Origin of the sequence: Heyndrickxia sp. FSL K6-6286 (genome assembly GCF_038630395.1) — a bacterium.
Classification (GTDB): Bacteria; Bacillota; Bacilli; order Bacillales; family Bacillaceae_C; genus Heyndrickxia; species Heyndrickxia oleronia.
On sequence record NZ_CP152029.1, the window covers coordinates 2,289,100 to 2,313,515 of the forward strand.

General features: G+C 34.6%; 20 protein-coding genes and 1 pseudogene. 11 read left to right on the forward strand and 10 right to left on the reverse strand.

Annotation, left to right across the window (positions count from 1 at the left end; translation table 11 throughout):
• Positions 1 to 175: 175 nt before the first annotated feature.
• From MHI39_RS11550 to MHI39_RS11560, 3 genes and pseudogenes are all read left to right on the forward strand, one after another.
• Positions 176 to 1,330 (forward strand): D-alanyl-D-alanine carboxypeptidase family protein, encoded by a 1,155-nt coding sequence (locus MHI39_RS11550; protein WP_058004380.1) that lies wholly within the window; start codon positions 176 to 178, stop codon positions 1,328 to 1,330.
• Between the two features lie 79 nt (positions 1,331 to 1,409).
• Complete coding sequence (locus MHI39_RS11555; RefSeq protein ID WP_058002529.1) at positions 1,410 to 1,961, forward strand: helix-turn-helix domain-containing protein; 552 nt, start codon at positions 1,410 to 1,412, stop codon at positions 1,959 to 1,961.
• Positions 1,925 to 2,812, forward strand: a pseudogene (locus tag MHI39_RS11560) (IS3 family transposase); the annotation flags it as partial. The gene MHI39_RS11555 and the pseudogene MHI39_RS11560, both read left to right, overlap by 37 nt.
• Before the next feature lie 72 nt (positions 2,813 to 2,884).
• Here MHI39_RS11560 and narI read toward each other — a convergent pair.
• The 5 genes from narI to MHI39_RS11585 all read right to left on the reverse strand — a co-directional run bounded on the left by narI (position 2,885) and on the right by MHI39_RS11585 (position 10,129).
• Positions 2,885 to 3,577, reverse strand: coding sequence for a respiratory nitrate reductase subunit gamma (gene narI, locus MHI39_RS11565; protein WP_058004381.1), 693 nt, complete (start codon positions 3,575 to 3,577; stop codon positions 2,885 to 2,887).
• A gap of 17 nt (positions 3,578 to 3,594) precedes the next feature.
• Positions 3,595 to 4,122, reverse strand: a complete 528-nt coding sequence (narJ, locus tag MHI39_RS11570) for a nitrate reductase molybdenum cofactor assembly chaperone (protein WP_058004382.1) — start codon at positions 4,120 to 4,122, stop codon at positions 3,595 to 3,597.
• A 29-nt stretch (positions 4,123 to 4,151) separates the two neighbouring features.
• Positions 4,152 to 5,621: a nitrate reductase subunit beta gene (gene narH / locus MHI39_RS11575; RefSeq protein WP_058004383.1), complete on the reverse strand. Its 1,470-nt coding sequence runs from the start codon at positions 5,619 to 5,621 to the stop codon at positions 4,152 to 4,154.
• Complete coding sequence (locus MHI39_RS11580; protein WP_058004384.1) at positions 5,611 to 9,291, reverse strand: nitrate reductase subunit alpha; 3,681 nt, start codon at positions 9,289 to 9,291, stop codon at positions 5,611 to 5,613. Before MHI39_RS11580 ends, narH begins: the two co-directional genes overlap by 11 nt.
• A 151-nt stretch (positions 9,292 to 9,442) precedes the next feature.
• Entirely contained in the window at positions 9,443 to 10,129 is a 687-nt protein-coding gene (locus MHI39_RS11585) for a Crp/Fnr family transcriptional regulator (protein WP_235813341.1), read from the reverse strand.
• A gap of 290 nt (positions 10,130 to 10,419) precedes the next feature.
• Here MHI39_RS11585 and MHI39_RS11590 point away from each other — a divergent pair, with 290 nt between their 5' ends.
• The 4 genes from MHI39_RS11590 to mobB all read left to right on the forward strand — a co-directional run bounded on the left by MHI39_RS11590 (position 10,420) and on the right by mobB (position 14,855).
• On the forward strand, positions 10,420 to 11,919 hold the full coding sequence (locus tag MHI39_RS11590) for a nitrate/nitrite transporter (RefSeq protein WP_071974939.1): 1,500 nt from the start codon (positions 10,420 to 10,422) through the stop codon (positions 11,917 to 11,919).
• Positions 11,920 to 12,059: 140 nt separating this feature from the next.
• Entirely contained in the window at positions 12,060 to 13,073 is a 1,014-nt protein-coding gene (moaA, locus tag MHI39_RS11595; RefSeq protein WP_342541268.1) for a GTP 3',8-cyclase MoaA, read from the forward strand.
• A gap of 16 nt (positions 13,074 to 13,089) precedes the next feature.
• Positions 13,090 to 14,382: a gephyrin-like molybdotransferase Glp gene (glp, locus tag MHI39_RS11600; RefSeq protein ID WP_058004387.1), complete on the forward strand. Its 1,293-nt coding sequence runs from the start codon at positions 13,090 to 13,092 to the stop codon at positions 14,380 to 14,382.
• The gene (gene mobB / locus MHI39_RS11605) at positions 14,349 to 14,855 is read left to right on the forward strand and encodes a molybdopterin-guanine dinucleotide biosynthesis protein B (protein WP_342541269.1); all 507 of its coding nucleotides are present in this window, start codon (positions 14,349 to 14,351) and stop codon (positions 14,853 to 14,855) included. Before glp ends, mobB begins: the two co-directional genes overlap by 34 nt.
• Before the next feature lie 422 nt (positions 14,856 to 15,277).
• Here the strand turns inward: mobB and MHI39_RS11610 are convergent, their stop codons facing one another.
• Positions 15,278 to 16,411: an IS110 family transposase gene (locus tag MHI39_RS11610; protein WP_259544790.1), complete on the reverse strand. Its 1,134-nt coding sequence runs from the start codon at positions 16,409 to 16,411 to the stop codon at positions 15,278 to 15,280.
• A gap of 442 nt (positions 16,412 to 16,853) precedes the next feature.
• Entirely contained in the window at positions 16,854 to 17,561 is a 708-nt protein-coding gene (ric, locus tag MHI39_RS11615) for an iron-sulfur cluster repair di-iron protein (RefSeq protein ID WP_342541434.1), read from the reverse strand.
• 119 nt (positions 17,562 to 17,680) lie between these two features.
• Between ric and MHI39_RS11620 the strand changes: the two genes are divergently transcribed.
• Positions 17,681 to 18,793 (forward strand): hypothetical protein, encoded by a 1,113-nt coding sequence (locus MHI39_RS11620; protein ID WP_058004390.1) that lies wholly within the window; start codon positions 17,681 to 17,683, stop codon positions 18,791 to 18,793.
• Between the two features lie 28 nt (positions 18,794 to 18,821).
• Here the strand turns inward: MHI39_RS11620 and MHI39_RS11625 are convergent, their stop codons facing one another.
• Complete coding sequence (locus tag MHI39_RS11625) at positions 18,822 to 19,064, reverse strand: YkuS family protein (protein WP_058004391.1); 243 nt, start codon at positions 19,062 to 19,064, stop codon at positions 18,822 to 18,824.
• A gap of 72 nt (positions 19,065 to 19,136) precedes the next feature.
• Complete coding sequence (locus tag MHI39_RS11630; protein WP_071974936.1) at positions 19,137 to 19,265, reverse strand: YuzL family protein; 129 nt, start codon at positions 19,263 to 19,265, stop codon at positions 19,137 to 19,139.
• 143 nt (positions 19,266 to 19,408) lie between these two features.
• Between MHI39_RS11630 and MHI39_RS11635 the strand changes: the two genes are divergently transcribed.
• A complete protein-coding gene (locus tag MHI39_RS11635) occupies positions 19,409 to 20,641 on the forward strand; it encodes an MFS transporter (protein WP_058004392.1) in 1,233 nt (410 codons plus the stop codon).
• Here the strand turns inward: MHI39_RS11635 and MHI39_RS11640 are convergent, their stop codons facing one another.
• Positions 20,642 to 20,884 (reverse strand): hypothetical protein, encoded by a 243-nt coding sequence (locus MHI39_RS11640; protein WP_058004393.1) that lies wholly within the window; start codon positions 20,882 to 20,884, stop codon positions 20,642 to 20,644.
• A 140-nt stretch (positions 20,885 to 21,024) separates the two neighbouring features.
• On the opposite strand from MHI39_RS11640, the gene MHI39_RS11645 reads away from it, so the two are divergent.
• Positions 21,025 to 23,214: a DNA topoisomerase III gene (locus MHI39_RS11645; RefSeq protein ID WP_058004394.1), complete on the forward strand. Its 2,190-nt coding sequence runs from the start codon at positions 21,025 to 21,027 to the stop codon at positions 23,212 to 23,214.
• Positions 23,215 to 23,388: 174 nt separating this feature from the next.
• Positions 23,389 to 24,360 (forward strand): lysylphosphatidylglycerol synthase domain-containing protein, encoded by a 972-nt coding sequence (locus MHI39_RS11650; RefSeq protein WP_058004395.1) that lies wholly within the window; start codon positions 23,389 to 23,391, stop codon positions 24,358 to 24,360.
• Positions 24,361 to 24,416 lie beyond the last annotated feature (56 nt).

Here is a 24,416-nt window from a genome sequence, read left to right on the forward strand (position 1 = left end):
TCCTTTTTGCTTGTATATCTTATTCGACATGCACGAGGAGGGTGACAGCTAGAAAGACGCTTATTTATTAGGACTGTATTTCAATTTGATTACATTTCCTTTAAATTAATGAAAATGTTTCATATTATCTGATAAAATAATTTTGATGAATTTTGTAAAATGGATGTGTCGAAGTTTGAAGAAAATTTGGTTATTTGCTTTTGTGAGTGTATTGTCATTTAATTTTTTATATAAAGTACATGCTTCTGATAAACCAAAATTAAATTTAGCAAGTGAATCTGCAGTTTTAGTAGATAGTACAACTGGAAAGATATTGTATGAAAAAAATGCATTCAAGCGTTTGTATCCAGCCAGTCTAACAAAAATTGCTACTGCTATATATGCAATTGAAAATGGGAATTTGAATGATATGGTGACAATTAGTAAAAATGTTGAAAATACCGATGGTACACGTGTTTATTTAGTAGCAGGAGAAAAAGTAACATTGAAACATTTATTACAGGGTCTCTTAATAAACTCTGGAAATGATGCTGGAGTAGCAATAGCAGAATACATGAATGGAAGTATTCCAAAATTCGCCTCTCAGTTAAATCAGTATCTAGTTGATAAGATCGGTGTTTCAGCCACGAATTTTGTTAATCCACACGGTCTTTTTGATGAAAATCATTATACGACCGCATATGATCTTGCTAAGATTACGAATTATGCAATAAAAAACGATATTTTCAAACAAATATTCGGTACAAAGGAAATAGAGTGGAATGGTGAAGGATGGCAGACAACTTTATTCACACATCATTTAATATTAAAAGGTGAAATTGAGTATAAAGAGGTGACAGGCGGAAAAACTGGCTATGTTGATCAATCTGGTCAAACATTAGCTACAACTGCTGAAAATGATAAAATTCATCTGACTGTCATCATTATGAATGCAAAATCCAAAAATGATGCCTATAATGATACAAAAAAACTTCTAGATTATGGTTTTAATCATTTTGAAACATCTACTTTAGCAAAAGGGGTTACATTTAAAGTGGGTGAGGAAATATTTGAAGCTCCAAAAGATATTGAATATACAAAGCCGTTAAATGGAACCGTTTCTGAAGATATTTTAGATGACGGTATGCTTCAAATCTCTGATCGTTCGGGGGATACATTAGATACATTAAAGCTAACTCCCATGAAAGTAAAAGCGGCAGAAACTAAATCAGAAGTTACTGAAAAACAAACCACCTCCCCTTCGAAAAATTGGGGCCTTTATGTTGTCATAATTGCCTTTTTGCTTATCTTAACTGTAATAATCAAAAAGATTAATCAAAAAAGAATGTAGAGAAAAAGGTTATAGCTAGAAGGGAATTGATGTGCACCCCAAAAGTTAGACCAAAAATCTAACTTTTGGGGTGTTTTTTATGGTCAAATACGATGAAGGATTTAAGCAACAAGTTGTAGATGCTTATCTTTCAGGAGAAGGTGGCTATGATTCCATAGCTAAAAAGTTTGGAGTTAGAAGCTCAACGAATGTGGCAAAATGGGTTAATACCTTTAGGCAATTTGGAAAGGATGGTTTTCTTAGAAAGAAATCCCCGACTACTTATCCTGTTCAATTTAAGTTAGATGTCCTAAACTATAAATTAAGAACAGGAGAATCCTTTGAATCAGTTGCTATAAAATTCGGCATTCATGAGCCACCAATGATTGCAAATTGGATGCGTACATGGCAAAACGAAGGCATTGAAGGACTCTCTAAACTAAGGGGGCGTCCATCAATGTCAAATAAACAAAAGAAGAAAAACTCAGAGAAAAAGTTAACGAAAGAACAACAACTTGAAAAAGAGATAGAGTTACTTCGTGCGGAGAATGCCTATTTAAAAAAGCTCCGAGCTTCAGGGATAAATATTCCGAGCCGACTGCTAAAACAGAATCGAGAGTCATCCATGAACTCAGAAAAAAATTCAAACTAGCCGTTATCCTTGAAGCAACAGGTTTTCCAAAGGCAACTTATATGTACTGGAAAAAACGATTTGATGAACCTAGTCCAGATGAAGAAATAGAAAAGGTTATTAAAGAAATCGTTGATAAACATACAGGAAATTATGGATATCGTCGAATTGATATGGAATTACGTAAGCGTGGTTATGTTGTAAATCACAAGAAAATTCTACGGATTACAAATAAACTCGGCATTACTTGTAAATCCTTCACACGTAAGTCTCGTAAATTTAGTACTTACAAAGGAACGATCGGTAAGATTGCGAAGAACCTTATCCACCGTAGATTTGATACAAACATTCCACATCAAAAAATGACAACTGATACATCAGAATTTAGATACTACACGGCCGATTCTAAAGGAAATATGAACATCAAGAAAGCCTATTTAGATCCATTTTTAGATATGTATAACGGTGAAATTCTATCCTTTAGGGTATCAGAACGACCAAATTCAAAAGCTATAATGGAGGCTTTAGATGAAGCCATTGAACGAACAAAAGATTGCCCATATAGAACAACTGTTCACTCTGATCAAGGGTGGGCATATCAAATGAAAGCATATGTAAAAAAACTAAAAGATAATAATATATTTCAAAGCATGTCCAGAAAGGGTAACTGTCTAGATAATTCACCTATGGAAAATTTCTTTGGCATTATGAAGCAAGAAATGTACTACGGTAGAATTTATCACTCTTTTGAAGAGTTAAAACAGGCTATTATAAACTATATTTATTATTATAATAATGAACGAATAAAAGCAAAATTGGCTGGCATGAGCCCGGTTGAATACCGTCTTCATACCAGCCGATTAGCTGCTTAAATATTTAGTCTAACTTTTGGGGTTCAGTACAAATTGTCCTATAGCTATAACCTTTTTTAATCGAGATTTTCATTATAAATGTTCATCCATTTTCCTACCGCGTTTTCTGTAAATGACATAACTTCGGCGTAGGTATTTCAATGGCATACTGAGTGCATGTACTAGACGCGTAAATGGAAATACAGCAAACAATGAAAATGCGGAAATAATATGCATTTTAAACCATAGTGGGACAGTTTCCATTAGTAATGGATTAGGTTGGAAGTAAAAAAGACCTCTAAACCAGGGACTGATTGTTTTACGATAATCAAAGCCCTCTGGTGTAATATTAAATATTGTTGCTGAAAGTCCTGTTAACATAACGATTAACAAAAAAACTAATGCTAAAATGTCACTGACTGAGCTAGTATATCGAATCCTTTTGACGGAAATCCTTCGATAAAACAGAATCACGAGCCCAATTAAAGATATAATTCCAGCAGGAACTCCAAAACCAATAGCAATGTTATGGTACAGGTGCTCACTAATGCCAAGTCCTGTATATACTGGTTCCGGAATAAGAATGCCCATCACATGGCCACCAAAAACAAAAACTAACCCCCAGTGAAAAAAGCTACTTCCGTACGCAAGCTTCTTTTTCTCTAGCATTTCGCTAGATTTCGTTGTCCAACCAAATTGATCATGCTGATAACGAAAAATCACACCACCTATAAATACGATAAGTACAAGATACGGATAGATAACCCATAAAAACTGATGAATCATAGTTTAGGCAGCTCCCCTCAGTCATCTTCAAATTTCTGGATTGAAAGATTAATAATTTTAAATATTAGTTGGTAACCATGTTTTTTTTCAATAAACTGCTTCTCTAGCTGAAGAAAATTAGCTTTAAATTTTTCTATGATCGGCAGGACATAATCATTCTGTGCACATGATAAAAATTCAAGGATAAGAGGCACATAATCCGGTAACTCCTGATCAGTTACAACAAATCCCGCATTACTATATAACTTTTTTAAAGCTAGTAATTCCATTCCTCTTTCACGTTGTAGTCCGTCGTTCCCATGAGTTAAGTAGAAATTAGTGTTTCTCCCAAAATCAATTAAATATACATAGGACTCAATCCACTTTATCGGTTCAATTTGTTCTAACTGACTAAAAAATTGTAGGAATAGCTCTTTTGCATCCTGATGATCATCTAAAGTATTAATTTCTTTTTTACAATCCTCTAGGCCCTCCCACCAGTGCCGATCTGGGTAGGTGAGAAGGAAGGAGGAGATATGAAATATTTTTTTTAGTTGTGCATCCATCTAGCATACCTCCTTTATTAAATAAAAATTTATAATGTTATACATTTACCGGGGCCACCAGCAAAGTCAAGTCCACATGACCCTTGATCCATATAAAGATTTGAAATATCTTCATTATGGGATGGTGGGATGACAAAGCGGTCATTGAATTTGGCAATTGCTAGAAGTCGATACATATCTTCCACTTGTTGTTTAGTTAGATTGATTTCATTCAGTAATGTTGAATTTGGCTGTTTATTTGTTTGGACTGCTCTCATATATGTCCGCATGACGGCCATCTTTTTGAGTGCATTTCGAATATGTGTTTGTTCGCCCGCAGTCAACAGATTGGCTAAGTATTCGATAGGTATTCTCATATGATCTATGGCAGGAAAAATCTCATCTGCATCTATATTGCTGCCAACTCCTTCAATGGTATTCATGATTGGACTTAGCGGAGGAATATACCAAACCATAGGTAAAGTACGATATTCCGGATGAAGGGGAAGGGCAATTTTCCATTCAATGATCATTTTATATAAAGGAGATTTTTGGGCAGCTTCCAGCCAATCTTCAGGAATTCCTTCTGCTTTTGCTTGTTTAATAATCTCAGGATCATTCGGATCTAGAAAAATATCTAAATGTGATTGATATAAATCATGTATGTTCTCTTCTGAAGCAGCTTCTTTTACACGATCGGCATCATAAAGCATAATACCTAAATAGCGAATTCTCCCAACACATGTTTCTGAGCAAATCGTTGGCAATCCAGCTTCTAATCTTGGAAAACAGAGGGTACACTTTTCCGCCTTATTCGTCTGCCAGTTAAAATACACCTTTTTATAAGGACATGAGCTGACGCAATGTCTCCAAGCCCTACAAGCGTTTTGGTCAACAAGAACAATTCCATCTTCATCTCTTTTGTACATAGAACCAGAAGGGCAGGAAGACACACATGCAGGATTCAGACAGTGCTCACAAATTCTAGGTAGGTACATCATAAATACATCTTCAAATTCTGTTTTTATTTTTTCTTCCATGTTTTGTACATTTGGATCCTCATGAGCAGTAATATGTGCCCCAGCTAAATCATCTTCCCAATTGGGTCCCCATAATATTTCCATGTATTCACCTGAAAGATTAGATTTTGGACGTGCAACAGGCTGATGTTTTTTTTGAGGGCTATTAGTTAATGTTTCATAATCATAGCTCCAAGGCTCATAATAGTCATCAATCGTAGGCTGATAAGGACTATAAAAAAGATGCGTTAAACGATTGACTTTTGTTCCTGATTTTAACTGAAGTTTTCCATTTCTTTTCTCCCATCCACCTTTGTATTTTTCCTGATCTTCCCACTTTTTGGGATAGCCAATACCCGGCTTTGTTTCTACGTTATTGAAATACATGTATTCTGCACCTGGACGGTTTGTCCAGGTGTTTTTACATGTTACACTACAAGTATGGCAACCAATACATTTATCTAAATTCATGACCATTCCGATTTGAGCTTTAATCTTCAAGCCAATCAACCTCCTCTAACTTGCGAATAACTACATTTAAATCCCTTTGGTTACCAGTTGGTCCATAGTAATTAAATCCATAACTTAGTTGAGCATACCCGCCAATCATATGTGTAGGTTTAACATGAATTTTCGTAGGGCTATTATGTGTACCACCTCGATTTTGGGTTAGCTTTGTACCAGGAACATTAATATGCCGATCCTGTGCATGATGCATAAAGGCCATCCCTCGTGGAATACGATGTGAGACAACGGCACGTGCAACAACTACTCCATTTCGATTAAAGCATTCGATCCAATCGTTATCTCCAATTTCCGCATCTTCTGCATCATCCTTATTCATCCAAACAGTAGGTCCACCACGGAAGAGAGTTAACATCGGTTGGGAATCGAAGTACATACTATGAACAGACCATTTATTATGTGGTGTTAAATAATTTAATGTAATTTCTTTTCCTTTAACTGATGGACGTCTATCTGTAAATGGTTGATGTTGCAAAATTGGTTTAAACGTAGCTAGGTTTTCTCCGAATTCGCTCATCATTTCATGGTCAATATAGAAGGATTGTCTACCCGTAATCGTCCTAAAAGGAATCAATCTTTCAATATTAGTCGTAAATGGTGAGTAACGTCTGCCACCTTTTTCAGATCCGCTAAAAGCGGGGGAGGTGATGACGGTTTTCGGTTGAGCTGTAATTTGTTCAAAATTAAAGCATTCTTCCTCACGCTCTTCTGCTAAATCACGTAAATGTAAATCCGTTTGCTTTTCTAAAGATTCCCATGCTCTCACTGCAAGCTTTCCGTTTGTGGTAGAGGAGAGCATGAGAACAGCTTCAGAAGCTTTAAAAGCATTGCTAATATCTGGACATCCATCTCCAATGCCATCCTTAATGGATCCATTAACTTTTTTTAACTTTTCGTATACATCTTCAACAGACCAGGAAATTCCTTTTGTACCCATTGGTTGATTTTTAACATTTGGGCCAAGAGCTTTCATTTTTTCATGGATGAGACGAAAATCTCGTTCAACCACATGAATTTGTGGCATCGTTTTGCCTGGTATTGGTTCGCATTCATCCTTTGACCAATCTTTTATTTTTCCTAATGGCTGTGCTAGTTCTTGTTGAGTATCGTGCTGCAATGGAGTAGCAACGATATCATTAATAGGTTCTAAATCAATATCTTTAGCAAGCTTAGAAACTGCCATTGCAAGTCTATTAAAAATATCCCAATCAGATTTTGCCTCCCAAGGTGAGGAGATTGCCGGATTAAACGGATGAACGAAGGGATGCATGTCTGTACTGCTCAAATCATGTTTTTCATACCATGTTGAAGCCGGCAGGACTACATCAGAATAAAGTGCAGTTCCAGCCATTCGAAAATCTAAATTAATCAGCAAGTCTAGTTTTCCTTCCGGTGCTTGATCGCGCCAATGGATTTCTTCTGGCCTAATACTATCTGAATCATCATTTAATAGACCATTTGTTGCACCTAATAAGTGCTTTAAAAAATATTCATGTCCTTTTCCGGAACTTGAAATTAAATTGGCACGCCATACAATTAAATTGCGGGGAAAATTCACTTCATTATCTGGATCTTCAATAGAAAATTGTAATTTTCGATGCTTTAATTGTTTGGCGATATATTGTGCAATTTCAGATCCTGTATGATTCCCTGCATTTTTTGCTTGTTTATATAGTTCCAAACTGTTTGCATTGAAGGTTGGATACGAAGGGAGCCAGCCTAGTCTTGCTGCCATTACATTATAATCAGCGTTATGCTCATATCTAGGCTTCCCATATACAGGTGATACTTGGGTTGAAACTGGTATATCTTCATAGCGCCACTGATCGGTTGCAAAGTAAAAGAAGGAAGTACCATTCTGTAATCTAGGTGGTCCTTGCCAATCACGTGCCATTGCAATAGTTTGCCAGCCTTCAACAGGACGTAATTTTTCTTGACCTACATAATGGGCCCAACCTCCACCGTTAACGCCTTCTGCTCCAACGAGAAGAACGAGATTCAGAACAGCTCGATAAATAGTATCAGAATGAAACCAATGGTTTATTCCAGCGCCGACAATGATCATTGATCTTCCATTCGTATCGATGGCATTTTGGGCAAACTCACGGGCAATCTTAATGATTTGCTCACTTTTCACACCAGTAATCTTCTCTTGCCATTTTGGAGTAAAGGGCACATCATCATCGTAACTTTTTGCAACTATGCCACCGATTCCTCTGTCGATTCCATAGTTTGCCAGCATTAAATCATAGACAGTGGTGTAATAAATGGTTTCTCCGTCATGCTTTATCGTTTGAATAGGGACGACGCGCTCCAAAACATTTGTGTCACCTTCACCAAAGTAAGGGATAAATAGCTTTACACATTTTTCTTCTATTCCAAGTAATGAAAGTCTAGGATCGATCACTTCATTGGAGTCCTCATCCTGTAGGTGCAAATTCCATTTTCTGTTGTTTTCCCAGCGAGAACCCATTGTGCCATTTGGAACAGCAATTTTTTGTGACCTGTCATTCATGAGAACAGGCTTCCATTCACCATTTTTAGTGGATCTACCAATATCGTTGGCATTTAAAAATCGGTCGGCAATAAATCCTTCATCTTGTTTCTTTAATGTAACAAGAAAAGGAAAGTCTGTGTATTTCTTCACATAATTAGAGAAATAATTTACTTGATTTTGCACATAGAATTCATTCAAGATGACATGACCCATTGCCATAGCAATTGCACCATCGGTACCTTGTTTCACACTTAACCAATCATCCGCAAATTTGGTTGATTCAGCATAGTCTGGACTCAAAGAAATTACTTTCGCCCCACGGTACCGTGCTTCCGCTAGAAAATGAGCATCAGGTGTGCGAGTTAAAGGAATATTTGATCCCCATGTAATAATGTAGCTTGAATTATACCAATCACTGCTTTCTGGTACATCCGTTTGATCACCCCAAATTTGTGGGGATGCAGGCGGTAAATCTGCATACCAATCATAAAAGCTTAACATAGGTGCACCCATCAGATGCATGAACCTTGATCCTCCAGCATAACTAAGCATAGACATTGCTGGAATTGGAGAGAAGCCAATATTGCGGTCAGGTCCATATTTTAAAACCGTATAGAGAAGGGAGGCAGCAACTAGCATGGATGCTTCTTCCCAGTCTGCTCGCATAAATCCACCTTTTCCTCTTGCTTCTTTATATTGCTTCGCTTTTTCTTCATCTTCAATGATACTTTTCCATGCTTCAAGAGGGTTGGAATGTGCTTGAAGCGCTTCACGCCACATGAGTAATAAGACTCCTCTGATGTAAGGGTATTTCACTCGTAATGGGCTATATATATACCATGAGAAGCTGGCACCACGTGGACAACCTCGTGGTTCAAAGTCAGGCATGTCTGGTCCTGTAGTAGGGTAATTTAAATTTTGACCTTCCCATGTAACGATTCCATCTTTAACAAAAATGTTCCAGCTACATGAGCCAGTACAGTTCACACCGTGAGTGGATCTAATGACCTTGTCATATTGCCATCTTCTCCTATAAACATCTTCCCATTCACGATTTCCTTCGCGAACTTCACTATGGTTATCATTCAGTTTTTCGGTGGGAGAAAAGTAGCGTAACCGATTAGTTAATGGTGATCTTTTTCGTGACATTTGCTTCACTCCTTATGTGAAATAATGTATTGATACATACACTATAAACATTGAAATGAGATGAAGTTGTGAAGTTAATCACACTTCACGAAAAAGACATATACAATTTCAATAAAAAAAAGCATGAAATTCATGCTTTAACACCTAATGATTATTCAATATTGCAATAGATTGCAGGACAGTCTTCACAACAAATTTCATCTTTTAAATACTGTAAATTATGAATAGTGATTTTTCCTTTATTCGTTGATAGGATCCCGTCTTTTTTTAATTCGCTTAATGCACGATTGACACTTTCCCGAGAGGTACCACAGAAGTTTGCCAGTTCCTGATTTGTAATGGGTAAATCAATGAGAATCCCATTCCGCTGTTGTACGCCATAACTGTTTGTCATTCGAATTAAAGTAGAAAACAAAGCGCCTTTTTTACCATGAAGAATAAGATCTCGAAATTTTGTCTGTGTTTTCCGATATTGATCACTCATCCATTTCATAAATTCAAAGGCAAGTGAGCTATTTTTAAACAGTTCATCCTCTAATATATCTTTTCTGATGAGAGCTACTTCGCCATCCTCAATCACCTTAGCAGTTAATAGGTATCTTGAAGAATAAGAAAAAAGAATCGCTTCACCTACAATATCATCCTGACTACATATTCTAAAGGTTAATTCTTGCCCGTCTGAAGTAATCTTACTTATTTGAACCTTTCCGGAGATGATGATATAGAGACCTTCTGCTGTCATTCCTTCTTGAAATAAATAATTTCCCTTCGTTATTTTTATCGTTTTTTCCGAAAACTTGATTAATTCATTTATTTTAATGGAATGTGTAGGTTTAATTGGTTTTTGTTCTATTTTCAACCGTATCACCCTTTTAAAATTGTGTTGTGTTACCTATAACTTACTCTTTAAGCATAAAAAAGTATAGGTCTAATCAAGGATAAATTTTGAAAAAAGTATTTTTTTATTATAGTTAATAATTTAAAAATTGAATTAAATATCAGCTGTACATAAAAAATACAAAATATATAAAAAATAATCTTTATGTGAAAAACATCACATCTTAATAGATTTCAATTTTTTATGATGAATACATGTAATGGAAAAAATTATTGAAAGGGGTACTCTTTATGCATTCCGGAAAAAAACAATTACCACTTCAGACATTGAGTTTAATTATGGGCTTTATGATATGGGTTATCTTATCTTCTTTAATGTCGTTTATTAAAATGGATATTGCTTTAACAGATAACCAGATTGCCCTTGTAACGGCAGTTCCAGTTATTTTAGGATCATTATTAAGAATTCCCATTGGATTTTGGACAAATCGTTTTGGTTCACGAGCATTATTTACTACAAGCTTTATTCTTCTTATCATACCAGCCGTTTATATAAGCTATGCAAATAGTTTTTTAGATTTAATTATTGGAGGATTATTTATTGGGATTGGTGGAGCTGTGTTTTCGGTTGGAGTTACATCATTGCCTAAATATTTCCCCAAGGAAAGACACGGATTTGTTAATGGAATATATGGAGCGGGAAATATTGGAACAGCAATTACTACATTTTTAGCACCAGTACTTGCTATTAAATTTGGTTGGCAAACTACCGTTCAATTGTACATTATTTTACTTCTATTATTTGCCGTACTTAATTTTATCTTTGGGGATAAAAAAGAAAAAAGAATGAAAGTATCTTTCAGTGAACAGTTTAGAAAAGTATATGACAATCAAAAGCTTTGGTTTTTAAGTTTGTTTTACTTTTTAACTTTTGGATCTTTTGTAGCATTCACGATTTATTTACCGAACTTTTTAGTAGGGCATTTCGGATTAGATAAGGTAGATGCTGGATTTAGAACTGCTGGCTTTATTGCGATTGCAACATTTTTAAGGCCAGTAGGAGGATGGTTAGGAGATAAATTTAATTCCTTTAAAATATTAATATGTGTATTTGCGGGATTAACTGTAGCAGGGTTATTATTAGCCTTTACACCTACACTAACACTGTATTCTATTGGGTGTATAGTGATAGCCATTGGAGCAGGGATAGGAAATGGTACCATCTTCAAACTCGTTCCTCTTTATTTTTCTGAACAAGCGGGGATTGTCAATGGTGTCGTTTCCGCAATGGGGGGGTTAGGTGGTTTCTTTCCACCATTAATTCTTTCTTTCTTATTTAATATGACTGGAAATTATTCAATTGGATTTATGGCGCTGTCACAAGTCGCCCTTGCTTGTCTTATAATTGTCGTTTGGATGTATCATCAAGAAAAGCTTGAATTATCACAAAATATTGTTGATCATACCATTGAAGGAGTAATGGTAACAGATTTACAGGGGACTATCACAAGAGTAAATCCTGCCTTTACTATGGTAACAGGATATACGATGGGTGAGGTTATAGGAAAAACACCAAAAATTATTCAATCAGGAAAACATGATAAAAAATTTTATGAAAAGATGTGGGTATCTATTAAAACAAATGGTTATTGGAAAGGGGAGATTTGGAATAAAAGAAAAAATGGTGAAATATATTTAGAATGGTTGACAATTAGCCCTGTTCAAAATACAGCGGGTGAAACAAAATATTATGTGGGAATGTTTACTGAAATTAAACATCATAAAGCTTAAGTGGAGGCCAATGTGCCTCCCTGTCATTTTTTAAGAAATATATTATTTTTTTAAAAGATTTCATTTTTAAAACTGTTAATATATAAGTAGGATGAACTCTCCTGTTTGTTAAAATGGGGTGTGTTTAAGGAGATGGGAATATGGACGAAATAATCAGAGATCAATTGAATCGACCATTACATGATCTGAGAATTTCTGTAACAGATCGTTGTAATTTTCGCTGTAGCTACTGTATGCCTGCAGAGGTGTTTGGTCCAGATTATGCTTTTCTACCGAAAGATCAAGTATTATCTTTTGAAGAAATTGAACGATTAGCGAATATATTTGCTAGATTAGGTGTGAAGAAAATCCGGTTAACAGGTGGGGAGCCACTGCTTCGACAAAATCTCCAAGATCTCATTAGGAAATTAGTCAATATAAACGGAATAACTGATATTGGTTTAACGACAAATGGAGTTTTTCTTTCAAAGTATGCTGAAAGCTTATATCAAGCTGGCTTGAGACGGTTAAATATAAGTCTTGATGCATTAAATGATGAAGTATTTAAAGCGTTAAATGGTCGAGGTGTCAGTTCAAAAATTGTCTTAAAAGGAATTGATGTAGCGCTAAAAGCAGGTTTTCATATAAAAATAAATATGGTTGTTCAAAAAGGAGTGAATGATCAAGAAATTATTCCTATGGCAAGATATTTTCGAGAAAAAGGTGTCACACTAAGATTTATCGAGTTTATGGATGTCGGTAATTCAAATGGATGGAATTTCGAACGGGTCATACCGAAAAAAGAAATATATCACATGCTATCGCAGGAATTTGATTTAGAACCAGTGGATGAAGCTTATTTTGGAGAAGTTGCTAAACGCTATAAATATAAAGATAAACAAGCAGAAATTGGTTTTATAACTTCGGTTTCCGAATCTTTTTGTACAAGTTGTACAAGAGCTAGAATATCAGCAGACGGAAAGTTGTACACCTGTTTATTTGCCGGAAAAGGATTTGATTTGAAGTCTATGCTCCGCAATAAAAGTACTAATGAATTTATACAATCTCAAATTATCTCTATTTGGAATCATCGAAACGATCGGTATTCTGATGAGCGCATGAGTAATGGAAATGCAAAGAAAAATAAAATAGAAATGTCCTATATTGGAGGATAGGGAAGGGAGATTTAATATGGTGGAACGACGCAAGCCTATTAGAATAAAAGATGCGATTGAGTTAGTCATGGAATGGAAATGCAGAGGGGAGATTGAATGGGTTTCAATTGATGAATGTGATGATCGATTTTTAGGTGAAGATATTTGTGCAGATCATGATGTTCCACCATTTAATCGATCACCCTATGATGGCTTTGCCATTCGTTCAAAGGACACCTATTTGGCAAATCAAAGTAATCCTATTCAATTTGAAATTATTGATGAAATCGGTGCTGGACAGGTTAGTTTTAAAAATATTGGTCCGTTTCAGGCCATCCGTATCATGACTGGTGCGGCTATTCCGACTGGTGCTGATTGTGTCATTATGCTTGAACTGGTAAAGGAAATACAAATAAATCATAAGAATTATATTTCGATTAAGAGGAAACTAAAACCGGGTGAAAATATTTCCTTTCAAGGTGAGGATGCTAAACAAGGACAAACCTTGATAGAAAAAGGGATGATGATTAATCCTGGAGTAAAAGCATTGTTAGCAACATTTGGATATGACAAAGTTCCTGTTATTAGAAAACCAGTGGTAGGCGTTATTGCTACAGGAACTGAACTACTTAAGGTGAATGAGCCATTAGTACCTGGAAAGATTCGTAATAGTAATGGGTACATGGTAGAATCACAAATACTTCGGTCAGGTGCCATATATAAAAGATATGAAAACCAGGTAGATGAAATAGAATCACTATTAAGTGTGGTAAAACAAGCTTTAGATGAATGCGATTTGGTCATAACAACTGGCGGCGTTTCTGTCGGTGATTATGATTTGCTACCGCACATATATGAGAAACTAGGAGCAAAAGTTCTATTCAATAAAATTGCAATGAGACCGGGAAGTGTAACAACTGTAGCAAATTGCAAGGGGAAATTATTGTACGGATTATCAGGAAATCCTTCTGCATGTTATGTAGGTTTCGAATTATATGTTCGACCTATTATTCGTTATTGGTTGTATTCACAAAAGCCATATTTAAGGAAAGCGAAGGCGAGATTACAAACAGATTTTCCAAAGGCAAATCCATTTAATCGATTTGTAAGAAGTAAACTTACTTATGAGGGTGATCGATGCTTAGTTGAACCGGTTGGATTAGATAAATCGAATGTAGTCACTTCAATCGCTTGGGCCGATTGCTTAATGGTATTGCCAGGAAGCACAAGAGGCTATTCAAAGGATGATCTAGTGGATATCTTACTAATAGACGATCAAATAGGAAGTGAAGAACCATGGATAGAGATAGAAAGGTCTACCAAATTGTAGGGTTTCAAAATAGTGGAAAAACCACATTAATGGAAAGCATTATAAATTACTGGAGTAAACATGATCTTAAGGTAGGAACGATAAAGCATCACGGCCATGGGGGGAAACCAAGAAAGAGAGTGGCTGAAAAAGATACGGACAAGCATTTAAACGCTGGAGCAAGCATTGTTGCGTGTGAAGGAGAAGGGGAGTTAGTACTACTTAAGCAATATCTAAATTGGTCACTAGTAGATATTATTCAATTTTACGAGAACTTTTCACTCGATTTCATTTTGATTGAAGGGTATAAGTATGAGGATTATCCGAAAGCCGTATTAATAAGAGGTGAGGAAGATACTTACCTACTAGATCAGTTGAGCAATATTCAAGCTATTCTTACATGGGTGCCTTTGAAAAATACCTACCCTTATAAAATTTTTTCAATAAAACAAAAGGAAGAATTTATTAAATGGCTTTTTACTCAATATAATTAGGCACTTTCCTCGTACATTGTTGCTATTTAGGTAAAGTTTCAACTAATGGAGATGGTTAAATACCGTTTTATTAAGAAGAAGCTTTTCAACCCTACAGGAAATGCTAAGGTCATCATCAGATGTGATTTCACGAAAGCAATAAACTGATAAGAAAGCATCTTATATTATAAATAGAAAAAGGTCTAATCCAATATCTTTAAGTGTATTCCCTTACAAACACGAAAAGATGTTTGGATCAGACCTTTTACATATGGCTCTTTTCTGTGAAAATAAAACTCCGCCTTTAAGAATAATTTATTAAGTTTAAACTTGATTAAAATGGTGCAAGCTATAAATAATTTAATTTGGGCAATAGGAAAGCAGAGCTACCGAATTTTTCGGTTTCTCGTTTAACTTTTCTGTTGTTTGTCTATAATGCTAATTTAAGTTGACTCATGGTAGGGTTCCTTATTCTGAAGCATATGATAGACAATAGTTAGCATTCGATGTCCGATGGCAACGAGTGCTTTTTTCTTTCCCCTTCTTGCAGCTAGTGACCAATATTTGATTCCTAATCTTTGATTCCGACTTCTTGAAACAGCCCACGCAGCCTCACACAATGCAGATTTAATATGAGGATTTCCTTTAACCGTTTTAGTGTTTTTTTTCCTTCCAGCACTTTCGTGATTTCCGGGCGACAATCCTGCCCATGATGCAAGATGTTTGGAGGTTGGAAATTGTCCCATATCTACTCCTATTTCCGCAATGATAACAGCTGCCGTGTCTTTCTTAATTCCCGGCATTGTAACCAGAAGCTGTACTTCCTCCTGATAGTTGGATAAAATGACGTCGATTCTTTTCTCGATATCTAATATTAATTCTTCTAAATTAACAATGTGCATCCAAGATTGCTTAATAAGAAATAGCTGGTGATCATTTAATGTTCCAAATAGTGAGTCGGTAATCAATTGCTTTTTATGGGCCATTCTTCCATGTATCTTTTGTTCGACATCTTCTTGATCGATATAACCTTCATTCATCAGTTGTTCCAATAGTTTTCGTCCTGATACTCCAAATATATCTGAAATAACTGTGCTTAATTTGATGTTTGAGGACTCTAGTACCTTTTGGATTCGGTTTTTTTCGGATGTCATGTGTCCAATCCATTTTTTTCTGAGGCGAGTCAAATCTCTCAAATTTCGAAAGTCTTCGGGAGGGACAAAACTTTTCTCTATTAAGCCATGTCTTAATAATTTAGCAATCCATTCAGCATCCGAAACATCTGTTTTCCTTCCAGGGACATTTTTAATCCTTTGAGCATTTGCCAAAGTAATATCAAAGAAATCCTCCAAGATATTGTATACAGGTTTCCAGTAGACGCCTGTACTTTCCATTGCGATGTGGGTTACTTCCTTCTCCTCAAGCCATTTAAGAAGATGAAACAGATCCTTCGTCAAAGTAGGAAATGTTTCGGTCTCCTTAATCAAGTCAGTTTCTGATTCTCCAAGAATGACACAGGCAACTATTGTTTCCGAATGAACATCTAGGCCTGCACATCGTTTGTGCAATGTTTCCATTTCACTCCACCTTCTGAAAATATTCCACAAACAGTGGAATGAATTTGAAATTAAACATTTTTCTGTTCGTAGTCATCTCTCGAAATTGAGAGAGCTAACAATGGGTTGTGCACCAAATTCATTCCAACAGTTTTCTCAACAGGGTAAGACCACCAATAAGAGCTACGTCATATACTCACTGTTTGTGGTATCTACATTATGGGACAGAGAACCCATTTTCATTCTGGGTTGAGAGCGAAAGATCATGAAAGTTTTCTCAAACATTGTTGCTATTTCAGTAAAGTTTTAACGAATAACTAGCGACTGAAAACTACTACTCTATCATTTCACTGAGTAAAGAGCGCCAATTTCCATAAGAATCGCTGAATCCTTTATTGGGTGTAAAAGCCGGCACTTAGGATTTTATGAAAGCAACAAACTATACGAAAACAGCCTTACATTTTTAAGCATATAGATTAAAAAGTCGCTTAAATAAGATATTATTTTCTATATGAATATGGCTCAATGTGTCTTCTTCTAAATGCTCAAGTCGTTTATATACGAGTTGGAAGGTCCTACAAGCTCCTTCTGGTAAGTGATAGTTATTTGTAACCTTTCTTAATTCTTTTAATATGTTACCTACATTTTGATGATCCTTTTCTAAACGATCTAATTGCGAAACAGCTCTTTCGAGTGTTTCATGAGTTGGATGACGATCATATTCTTCTATTAAAGGAAACTGTGTGTTTTCTTCTAGCATTAAATGTTCTAAAAGCTCAGTTTTTAATTGCTGAAACAAAGTTTTTACTTTTTCAAGTTGATGATGCTTGTTACCATGTACTTTATAGACCTTTGTAATATAGGGGGTAAGCTGAGGTAACTCTTCCTTTAAATATTGATGATGTGTTTCTTCAATATAATGGACGATATGGCTGAAGCTCTTTTCTTTCCAATTGATGTAATCTTTATTAGGATTCGACTGCCTGTACAACATATTTAATTGTGTAATTAATTGCTCTGCGGAAATCATTTGTTTAGCAGCCGCTTCTTTAATCGTAAGATTACCACCACAGCAAAAATCAATGCGGTTTGATTTGAAAATATCACTAGCTTTTGGAAAAACAGTAACCACTTCACCTACTTTGTTATCAATAGTAAATGGTGACATGATCGTCACTTCCTTTCATATTTATAAGATTATGTTAGTAAAAATCAAGGAAAATAGCAGTGATGGATATCACATAACAACAAAAATCTGATACAATATATTAGTATTGGAGTTGAAAACTTTTGGCTTTTTTATTACTTCTTATGATTATGTTGCTTTTCAAGTATTTCTTTTTTCATAGAAAGCCTTCAGCAACTGCAGCGGGTGCAATAGTAATGGCTATAGGAATTTTTGAATATGATTTATTTCACCATTACTTTATTAAAAGTTTTACAGAATATAAATGGTTCGTGTGGTTTCTAATCATCGCATGGATGGTCATTTCAGGTTCTTTCTTGAAAAGTGTCTTTAATCATACTTTTAAACTATTACATCGACAAAATGAAATTCAAAGCTTTGCTATTGGAACTTGGATTGCTGGTACATCTGTTTGTTCTACTATCATGTTTAATCGAATTCCTGAAATTAGAGTCATACCAGAGATTGTGATAAGTGTAAATGGTGTATTGTGGGCTATTTTTTGTATTCTCTGTATTAAGAACTTTATGAAACTGTTAAAAACTGATTCCTATAAACAAACACATGGGATTATTTTACTTTCTACAGTTAGTACGCAATCGATAGTAATAGGTTTATCCACGATATTTGGAACAACCAATAATTTAAAAATGATCAACCAGGGATTCTTTTATTTAGGAATCTTATTTTATTTTGTTAGTTTATCGATAATAGTAAAGAGGTATCTAGCGACATATAAAATAATGGATATTAAACAGGATTGGTACAATACGAATTGTGTTATACATGGGGCAATGTCGATTACTGGTTTAGCAGGAATTACCTCTGGAATTATTGGTGGAAAAATAATAATTGCTATTTGGTTCTGGGTCCTAGTGTGTTTTTTCTTAGTTGAATCTATTGAAATCTATCGTGCGGTTATGAGGGCAAAATATTTAGGGTTTAGAAAAGGATTATTTCAGTATCATGTATCACAATGGACACGTAATTTTACATTTGGGATGTTTTTGGCATTTACTATAAAATTACCAGTACATTTTCTTTCTACATCTTTATTAGTCATTCATAAAGCATTGGTGAAATATGGTGTTGTAGTTGTCATTTTATTATTGATGATTGAAATCATTTTATATATTAAAGATAATTTTACGTTGAAATATTTTTGTTTGCGTAATCAAAATAGTCATACCGAGAATTATTTTTTAGAAGGTAGGTGACCGTACGAATGCGGTCACCAGTTTTTTCTTATGGTAGTCTACTTTCTACATGCTTGCAGATTTCTTCAGCAGAAAGACCAGTTGCATCAATAACTGAACCATCAATAATTACATCTTGAATACCCATCACATTGTTGTCACCACCAGTGACTACACAACAATCGCAACCTTTTGCATCATTTTCATTTTTTAATTCGACAACATCATAACCCTTTTCTTTAAGTGCTTGTGAAACATTTGATAATGATTGTTCTACTCCAATTTTTGCCACTATTCAACACCTCCTATGTATAAGTTAGAATGTCTAATTGATATCAAAATCATTCCAAACAATTTTCTATTGTTATCTTCCGTGTTTTTTGCGAGAAGCATCCGCTTTGATTTCTCCAGTTTCTACCGTAGTTGTTCCTTGCCCTTTCACATTTGGGTTACTTAATCCTGTTTTTGATGGATCTTTTTTTCGTTTGCCCATTCTACTCTCACCTCCATTTTTATTATTTCCTTGCCGACCAATAATGTATGTAAAAAAATCGCAGAAAAAACATTTCGTAAATAGAAAAAAGTGTATAATGAGAAAATAAAATATATTTCAACAGAAAGAGAGAGTTATCATTTATGGCTGTTATTGCGAAAAAGCAAGCTCATGGTACCGGTATTCCAACTATTTATGGGATACTATTTGCAATTGGTGCTGGTCATTTTTTTAATGATTCAATTCAAGCAGTAGTTCCCGCAATGTTTCCTATCTTGGAAAAAACACTTAGCCTTTCCTATTCTCAAATTGGTTGGATTGCCTTTGTTGTTAATATGACGTCGTCCGTAATGCAGCCGGTTTTTGGGCTTTATGCTGATAAACGACCGAGACCATTTTTACTTCCACTAGGTATGTTTATGAGTATGCTTGGACTAATCGGATTTGGGTTATCTCCTAATTTTTACATTATCCTTTGTTCTGTCTTTTTTATTGGAATCGGATCAGCTGTATTTCATCCGGAAGGATCAAGGGTAGCATATATGGCTGCAGGAGAAAAGAGAGGTCTTGCTCAATCAATCTATCAGGTTGGTGGGAATTTTGGTCAATCACTTGCACCAGTTTTTACTGCACTTATTTTTTATCCTTTTGGACAAAAGGGAATATTATCTTTCACCTTTGTTGCAGCAATGGGAATTATATTATTAATTTTTGTATCTAAATGGTACAAACAACAGATTTCTTTTGGAGCTCAAATAAAGAAAAAAATAGTGGCTTCAACTACAAAACAGCGGATTCATCCAAAATTAATTGGTGCAATGATTTTATTGGTATTTATCGTTTTCGCTAGATCATGGTATTCAGCTGGCATATCGAATTTTTATCAATTTTATTTAATTGAGGATTATGGCATTAGTATTCAAGGGGCACAGATCTATATATTTATTTTTATGATTGCAGGTGTCATTGGTACATTTTTAGGTGGTCCATTAGCCGACAGATTTGGAAAACGAAATATTATTTTATTTTCTCTTGTGGGGGCGGCACCACTCGCAATGATGTTACCTTATGTACCGCTATTTTTAGTTATTCCGATGTTTTTCCTAATCGGCTTCATTATTACATCTAGCTTTAGTGTAACTGTTGTTTATGCTCAGGAATTAATGCCAAATAAGATTGGCATGGTATCAGGGTTAATTGTGGGGCTTGCTTTTGGAATGGGAGCAATTGGTTCGGTATTATATGGAAATCTTGCCGATTTCTTTAGCATTAAATTTGTAATGATTTTATGTAGTTTTTTACCATTATTAGGTTTACTGACGTTTTTACTTCCAAAAGATGAAAAGGTGCGGGAAATGAATGAACAAACAAGGTAATTAATTCTTACTTATTCTATTGATTATATCCTTAGTTAATTTAAACGTAAAAAACCGATTATCTTCATCATATTGATTAGATAATCGGTTTTTATGTTTTTGTTTTTGAAGTGTCTCTGCCTTCGTTTTTGTTCTTCTTGAACGTAAATCTGCAAACGCAAAGAAACTTCGATTTTCTTCAGGGTTTCTCCTGCCTTCTCTAATTAATTTATCTCTTTTCTTTTTTGCTAAGCTTTTTCCCATTATAATCACCTCATCTTTACTTTAACAAAACTTTTTCTAAAAGACTATATTTTCTCTAATAAACATGTAATTATGCTCAATCGCGAAGTTTTTACGAGTATGGTATATTAAATTAGGTAGAGCGAAAGGATGTATAGATTATGGAAAAAAGTGTTGTAATTGCTGAAAAACCTTCGGTAGCACGTGATATTGCACGTGTACTGAATTGTAATAAAAAAGGAAACGAATATCTAGAAGGTAGCAAATATATCGTCACTTGGGCACTTGGACATTTAGTCACACTTGCTGACCCAGAAAGCTACGATGTTAAATATAAAAAATGGAATTTAGATGATTTACCGATGCTACCCGAACGATTAAAATTAACTGTTATCAAGCAGACTGGAAAACAATTTAACGCGGTGAAAAGTCAATTAATTAGAAAGGATGTTAAAGAAATTATTATTGCGACCGATGCTGGGAGAGAGGGAGAGTTGGTCGCACGTTGGATTATTGATAAAGTAAAAGTAAAAAAACCGATTAAACGTTTATGGATCTCATCTGTTACGGATAAAGCGATTAAAGATGGCTTTGCAAATTTAAAGCAAGGTTCAGCATATGATAATCTATATGCTTCTGCAGTCGCACGCTCAGAGGCTGATTGGTATATTGGTTTAAATGCTACTCGTGCATTAACGACTCGCTTTAATGCTCAGTTAAACTGTGGACGTGTACAAACACCTACTGTTGCAATGATTGCAGCACGAGAGGAAGAAATCAAAAACTTTAAAACACAAACTTATTATGGGATTGAAGCACAAACGATCGATCATATTAAATTGACATGGCAAGATAAAAAAGGGAATGGGCGTAGCTTTGATAAAGAAAAAATAGATACAATTGTAAAAAAACTAGGTAAACAAAATGCAGTTGTAACTGACATTGAGAAGAAATCGAAAAAGTCTTTTTCACCTGGCCTTTATGATTTAACAGAGCTACAGCGTGATGCGAATAAAATTTTTGGTTATTCTGCTAAAGAGACGCTAAATATTATGCAAAAGCTTTACGAACAGCATAAGGTTTTAACATATCCACGTACCGATTCACGTTATCTATCATCTGATATTGTTGCTACCCTTCCCGAGCGCTTAAAAGCATGTGGAATTGGTGAGTATCGTTCATTAACGAATAAGGTGCTCAAAAATCCAATTAAAGCGAGCAAAGCATTTGTTGATGATAGTAAAGTGTCAGATCATCATGCAATTATACCGACTGAAAGCTATGTGAATCTATCTGCCTTTTCGGATAAAGAACGGAAAATCTACGATTTAGTTGTAAAAAGATTTCTGGCAGTATTATTTCCTGCATTCACATATGAGCAATTAACCCTGCACGCAAAAATTGATGAAGAGAATTTTATTGCAAGAGGAAAAACCATTCTATCAAATGGGTGGAAAGAGGTTTATGAAAATCATTTTGATGATGATGAGACAAAAGATGATCTGAAAGAACAAAAATTGCCTCAAATGAATAAAGGTGATCAATTAAAAATAAAAGTAATTATGCAAACATCGGGACAAACAAAACCACCTGCACGATTTAATGAGGCTACATTACTCTCAGCAATGGAAAATCCATCGAAGTATATGGATACTCAAAATAAAAAACTGGCAGATACATTAAAATCAACAGGTGGTTTAGGTACGGTTGCTACGCGAGCAGATATTATTGATAAGCTATTTAATTCATTCTTAATCGAAAAGCGTGGCAAAGATATTCATATTACTTCAAAGGGAATTCAATTATTGGATCTTGTACCTGAAGAGCTTAAATCTCCTACCTTAACAGCAGAGTGGGAACAAAAACTAGATCGTATTGCTCATGGAAAGCTGAAAAAAGATGTATTTATCAAGGAAATGAAAAATTACACGAAAGAAATCGTGGCAGAAATCAAAGCAAGTAACAAAAAATACAAGCATGATAATATATCAACCAAAAATTGTCCTGACTGTGGAAAACCAATGCTCGAGGTCAATGGGAAAAAGGGGAAGATGCTTGTATGTCAAGATAGAGAATGTGGTCACAGAAAAAATGTTTCACGTTTGACGAACGCTCGATGCCCTAAATGTCATAAAAAGCTAGAGCTACGTGGCGAAGGTGAAGGGCAAATTTTTGCATGTCAATGTGGACACCGTGAAAAATTATCAGCATTTGAAGCACGTCGTAAAAAGGAATCCCGTGGTAAAGTATCTAAACATGAAGTACAAAAATACATGAAAAATCAGCAAAAAAGTGAAGAGCCTTTAAATAATGCATTTAAAGATGCATTAAAAGGCTTGAAATTCGATTAATCCAAAAAAGAGGCAATTCAAAAGGTTGTCTCTTTTTTTGTACTTTTATTCTTGAACTTATAAATAAACTTAGGTAAAATATTCTCTTGTTCAAAATTATTAATACATCAAAGTGCTGAGCAATAGAAAAGCTAATTAGCGCTATTGCCCATTCAATGGAGAAGCGGTGAATATGTGAAATTAAACAAAAAAAATTGGTTATTAGTTTTTAAAATTCTTTTTCCTGTTTCAATATTGTTTTTAATCGTTATTGAATCAGAAAATATGGTAAAATCAATCGATTTCAATTTATTAAAAAGTCATTTTATTGAGCTAACCCCACTAAAATTAATTTTTATTATTATAGTAGGATTAGTCGCTATGGCTCCAACATTATTCTATGATGTTATTTTATGTAAAATTTTAAATTTAAAAATAAAAGTGCAAAAGTTGTTCAGTCTAGCTTGGATCATTAATAGTTTTTCTAATTTTCTCGGATTTGGTGGGGCGATCGGTTTAAGTTTAAGAACCTACTTTTTTAAAAATTATGTAAAGGAAAAATCGCTAATTATAAAAAACATTGCAAAGGTTTCTGTTTTTTATTTATCAGGAACATCAATATTTTGTTTAATTACTGCTGTAGGTATTATCAAACCCACATTTTTGACGAAGATGAAATGGTTAAAAATTGCTGTTTGGTTTCTTGCAATGTATATTCCTTTTATATTATTAAGTCTTAAACTTAAAAATCGAAATAATCGAAGGTTTTCGTTTAGACAAAGTAAAATATTCTCATTAATCATTGTTTCCATATTTGAGAAAATTGGTTCACTTTTACTCATTTTTGTTATTGCTCGTTTACTTAGTATTCACATTCAATTAATTCAACTCTTCCCTATTTATAGTATTGCAACTTGTGCTGGGTTTCTTAGCATGTTACCAGGGGGAATAGGTTCATTTGATTTTATCTTATTAATGGGATTCCACTACCATCACATATCTTCAGAAACGGCATTATTAGTTTTACTTTTATTTAGAATTTGTTATTATTTTATTCCATTTATTATTGGGTGTGGATTATTTGGAACACGTATATTAAATCAGTTTATTCATTATTTAGTAAAAGGAAAAAATCAAAAAACTGAACCTCAATCCGTAAATTCATAAATGTTTTTATAAATAACTTTTCCTATTTTTATAACAGAACATATTATTTAAATATA

Excerpts from the sequence above, each read along its gene's own strand:
- MHI39_RS11590 (WP_071974939.1), top strand. The coding sequence starts at position 10,420 with ATGCATTCCGGAAAAAAACAATTACCACTTCAGACATTGAGTTTAATT.
- MHI39_RS11635 (WP_058004392.1), top strand. The coding sequence starts at position 19,409 with ATGGCTGTTATTGCGAAAAAGCAAGCTCATGGTACCGGTATTCCAACT.
- MHI39_RS11645 (WP_058004394.1), top strand. The coding sequence starts at position 21,025 with ATGGAAAAAAGTGTTGTAATTGCTGAAAAACCTTCGGTAGCACGTGAT.
- narI (WP_058004381.1), bottom strand. The coding sequence starts at position 3,577 with ATGATTCATCAGTTTTTATGGGTTATCTATCCGTATCTTGTACTTATC.
- narJ (WP_058004382.1), bottom strand. The coding sequence starts at position 4,122 with ATGGATGCACAACTAAAAAAAATATTTCATATCTCCTCCTTCCTTCTC.
- mobB (WP_342541269.1), top strand. The coding sequence starts at position 14,349 with ATGGATAGAGATAGAAAGGTCTACCAAATTGTAGGGTTTCAAAATAGT.
- MHI39_RS11610 (WP_259544790.1), bottom strand. The coding sequence starts at position 16,411 with ATGGAAACATTGCACAAACGATGTGCAGGCCTAGATGTTCATTCGGAA.
- moaA (WP_342541268.1), top strand. The coding sequence starts at position 12,060 with ATGGACGAAATAATCAGAGATCAATTGAATCGACCATTACATGATCTG.
- MHI39_RS11630 (WP_071974936.1), bottom strand. The coding sequence starts at position 19,265 with ATGGGCAAACGAAAAAAAGATCCATCAAAAACAGGATTAAGTAACCCA.
- glp (WP_058004387.1), top strand. The coding sequence starts at position 13,090 with ATGGTGGAACGACGCAAGCCTATTAGAATAAAAGATGCGATTGAGTTA.
- MHI39_RS11580 (WP_058004384.1), bottom strand. The coding sequence starts at position 9,291 with ATGTCACGAAAAAGATCACCATTAACTAATCGGTTACGCTACTTTTCT.
- MHI39_RS11555 (WP_058002529.1), top strand. The coding sequence starts at position 1,410 with ATGGTCAAATACGATGAAGGATTTAAGCAACAAGTTGTAGATGCTTAT.
- MHI39_RS11640 (WP_058004393.1), bottom strand. The coding sequence starts at position 20,884 with ATGGGAAAAAGCTTAGCAAAAAAGAAAAGAGATAAATTAATTAGAGAA.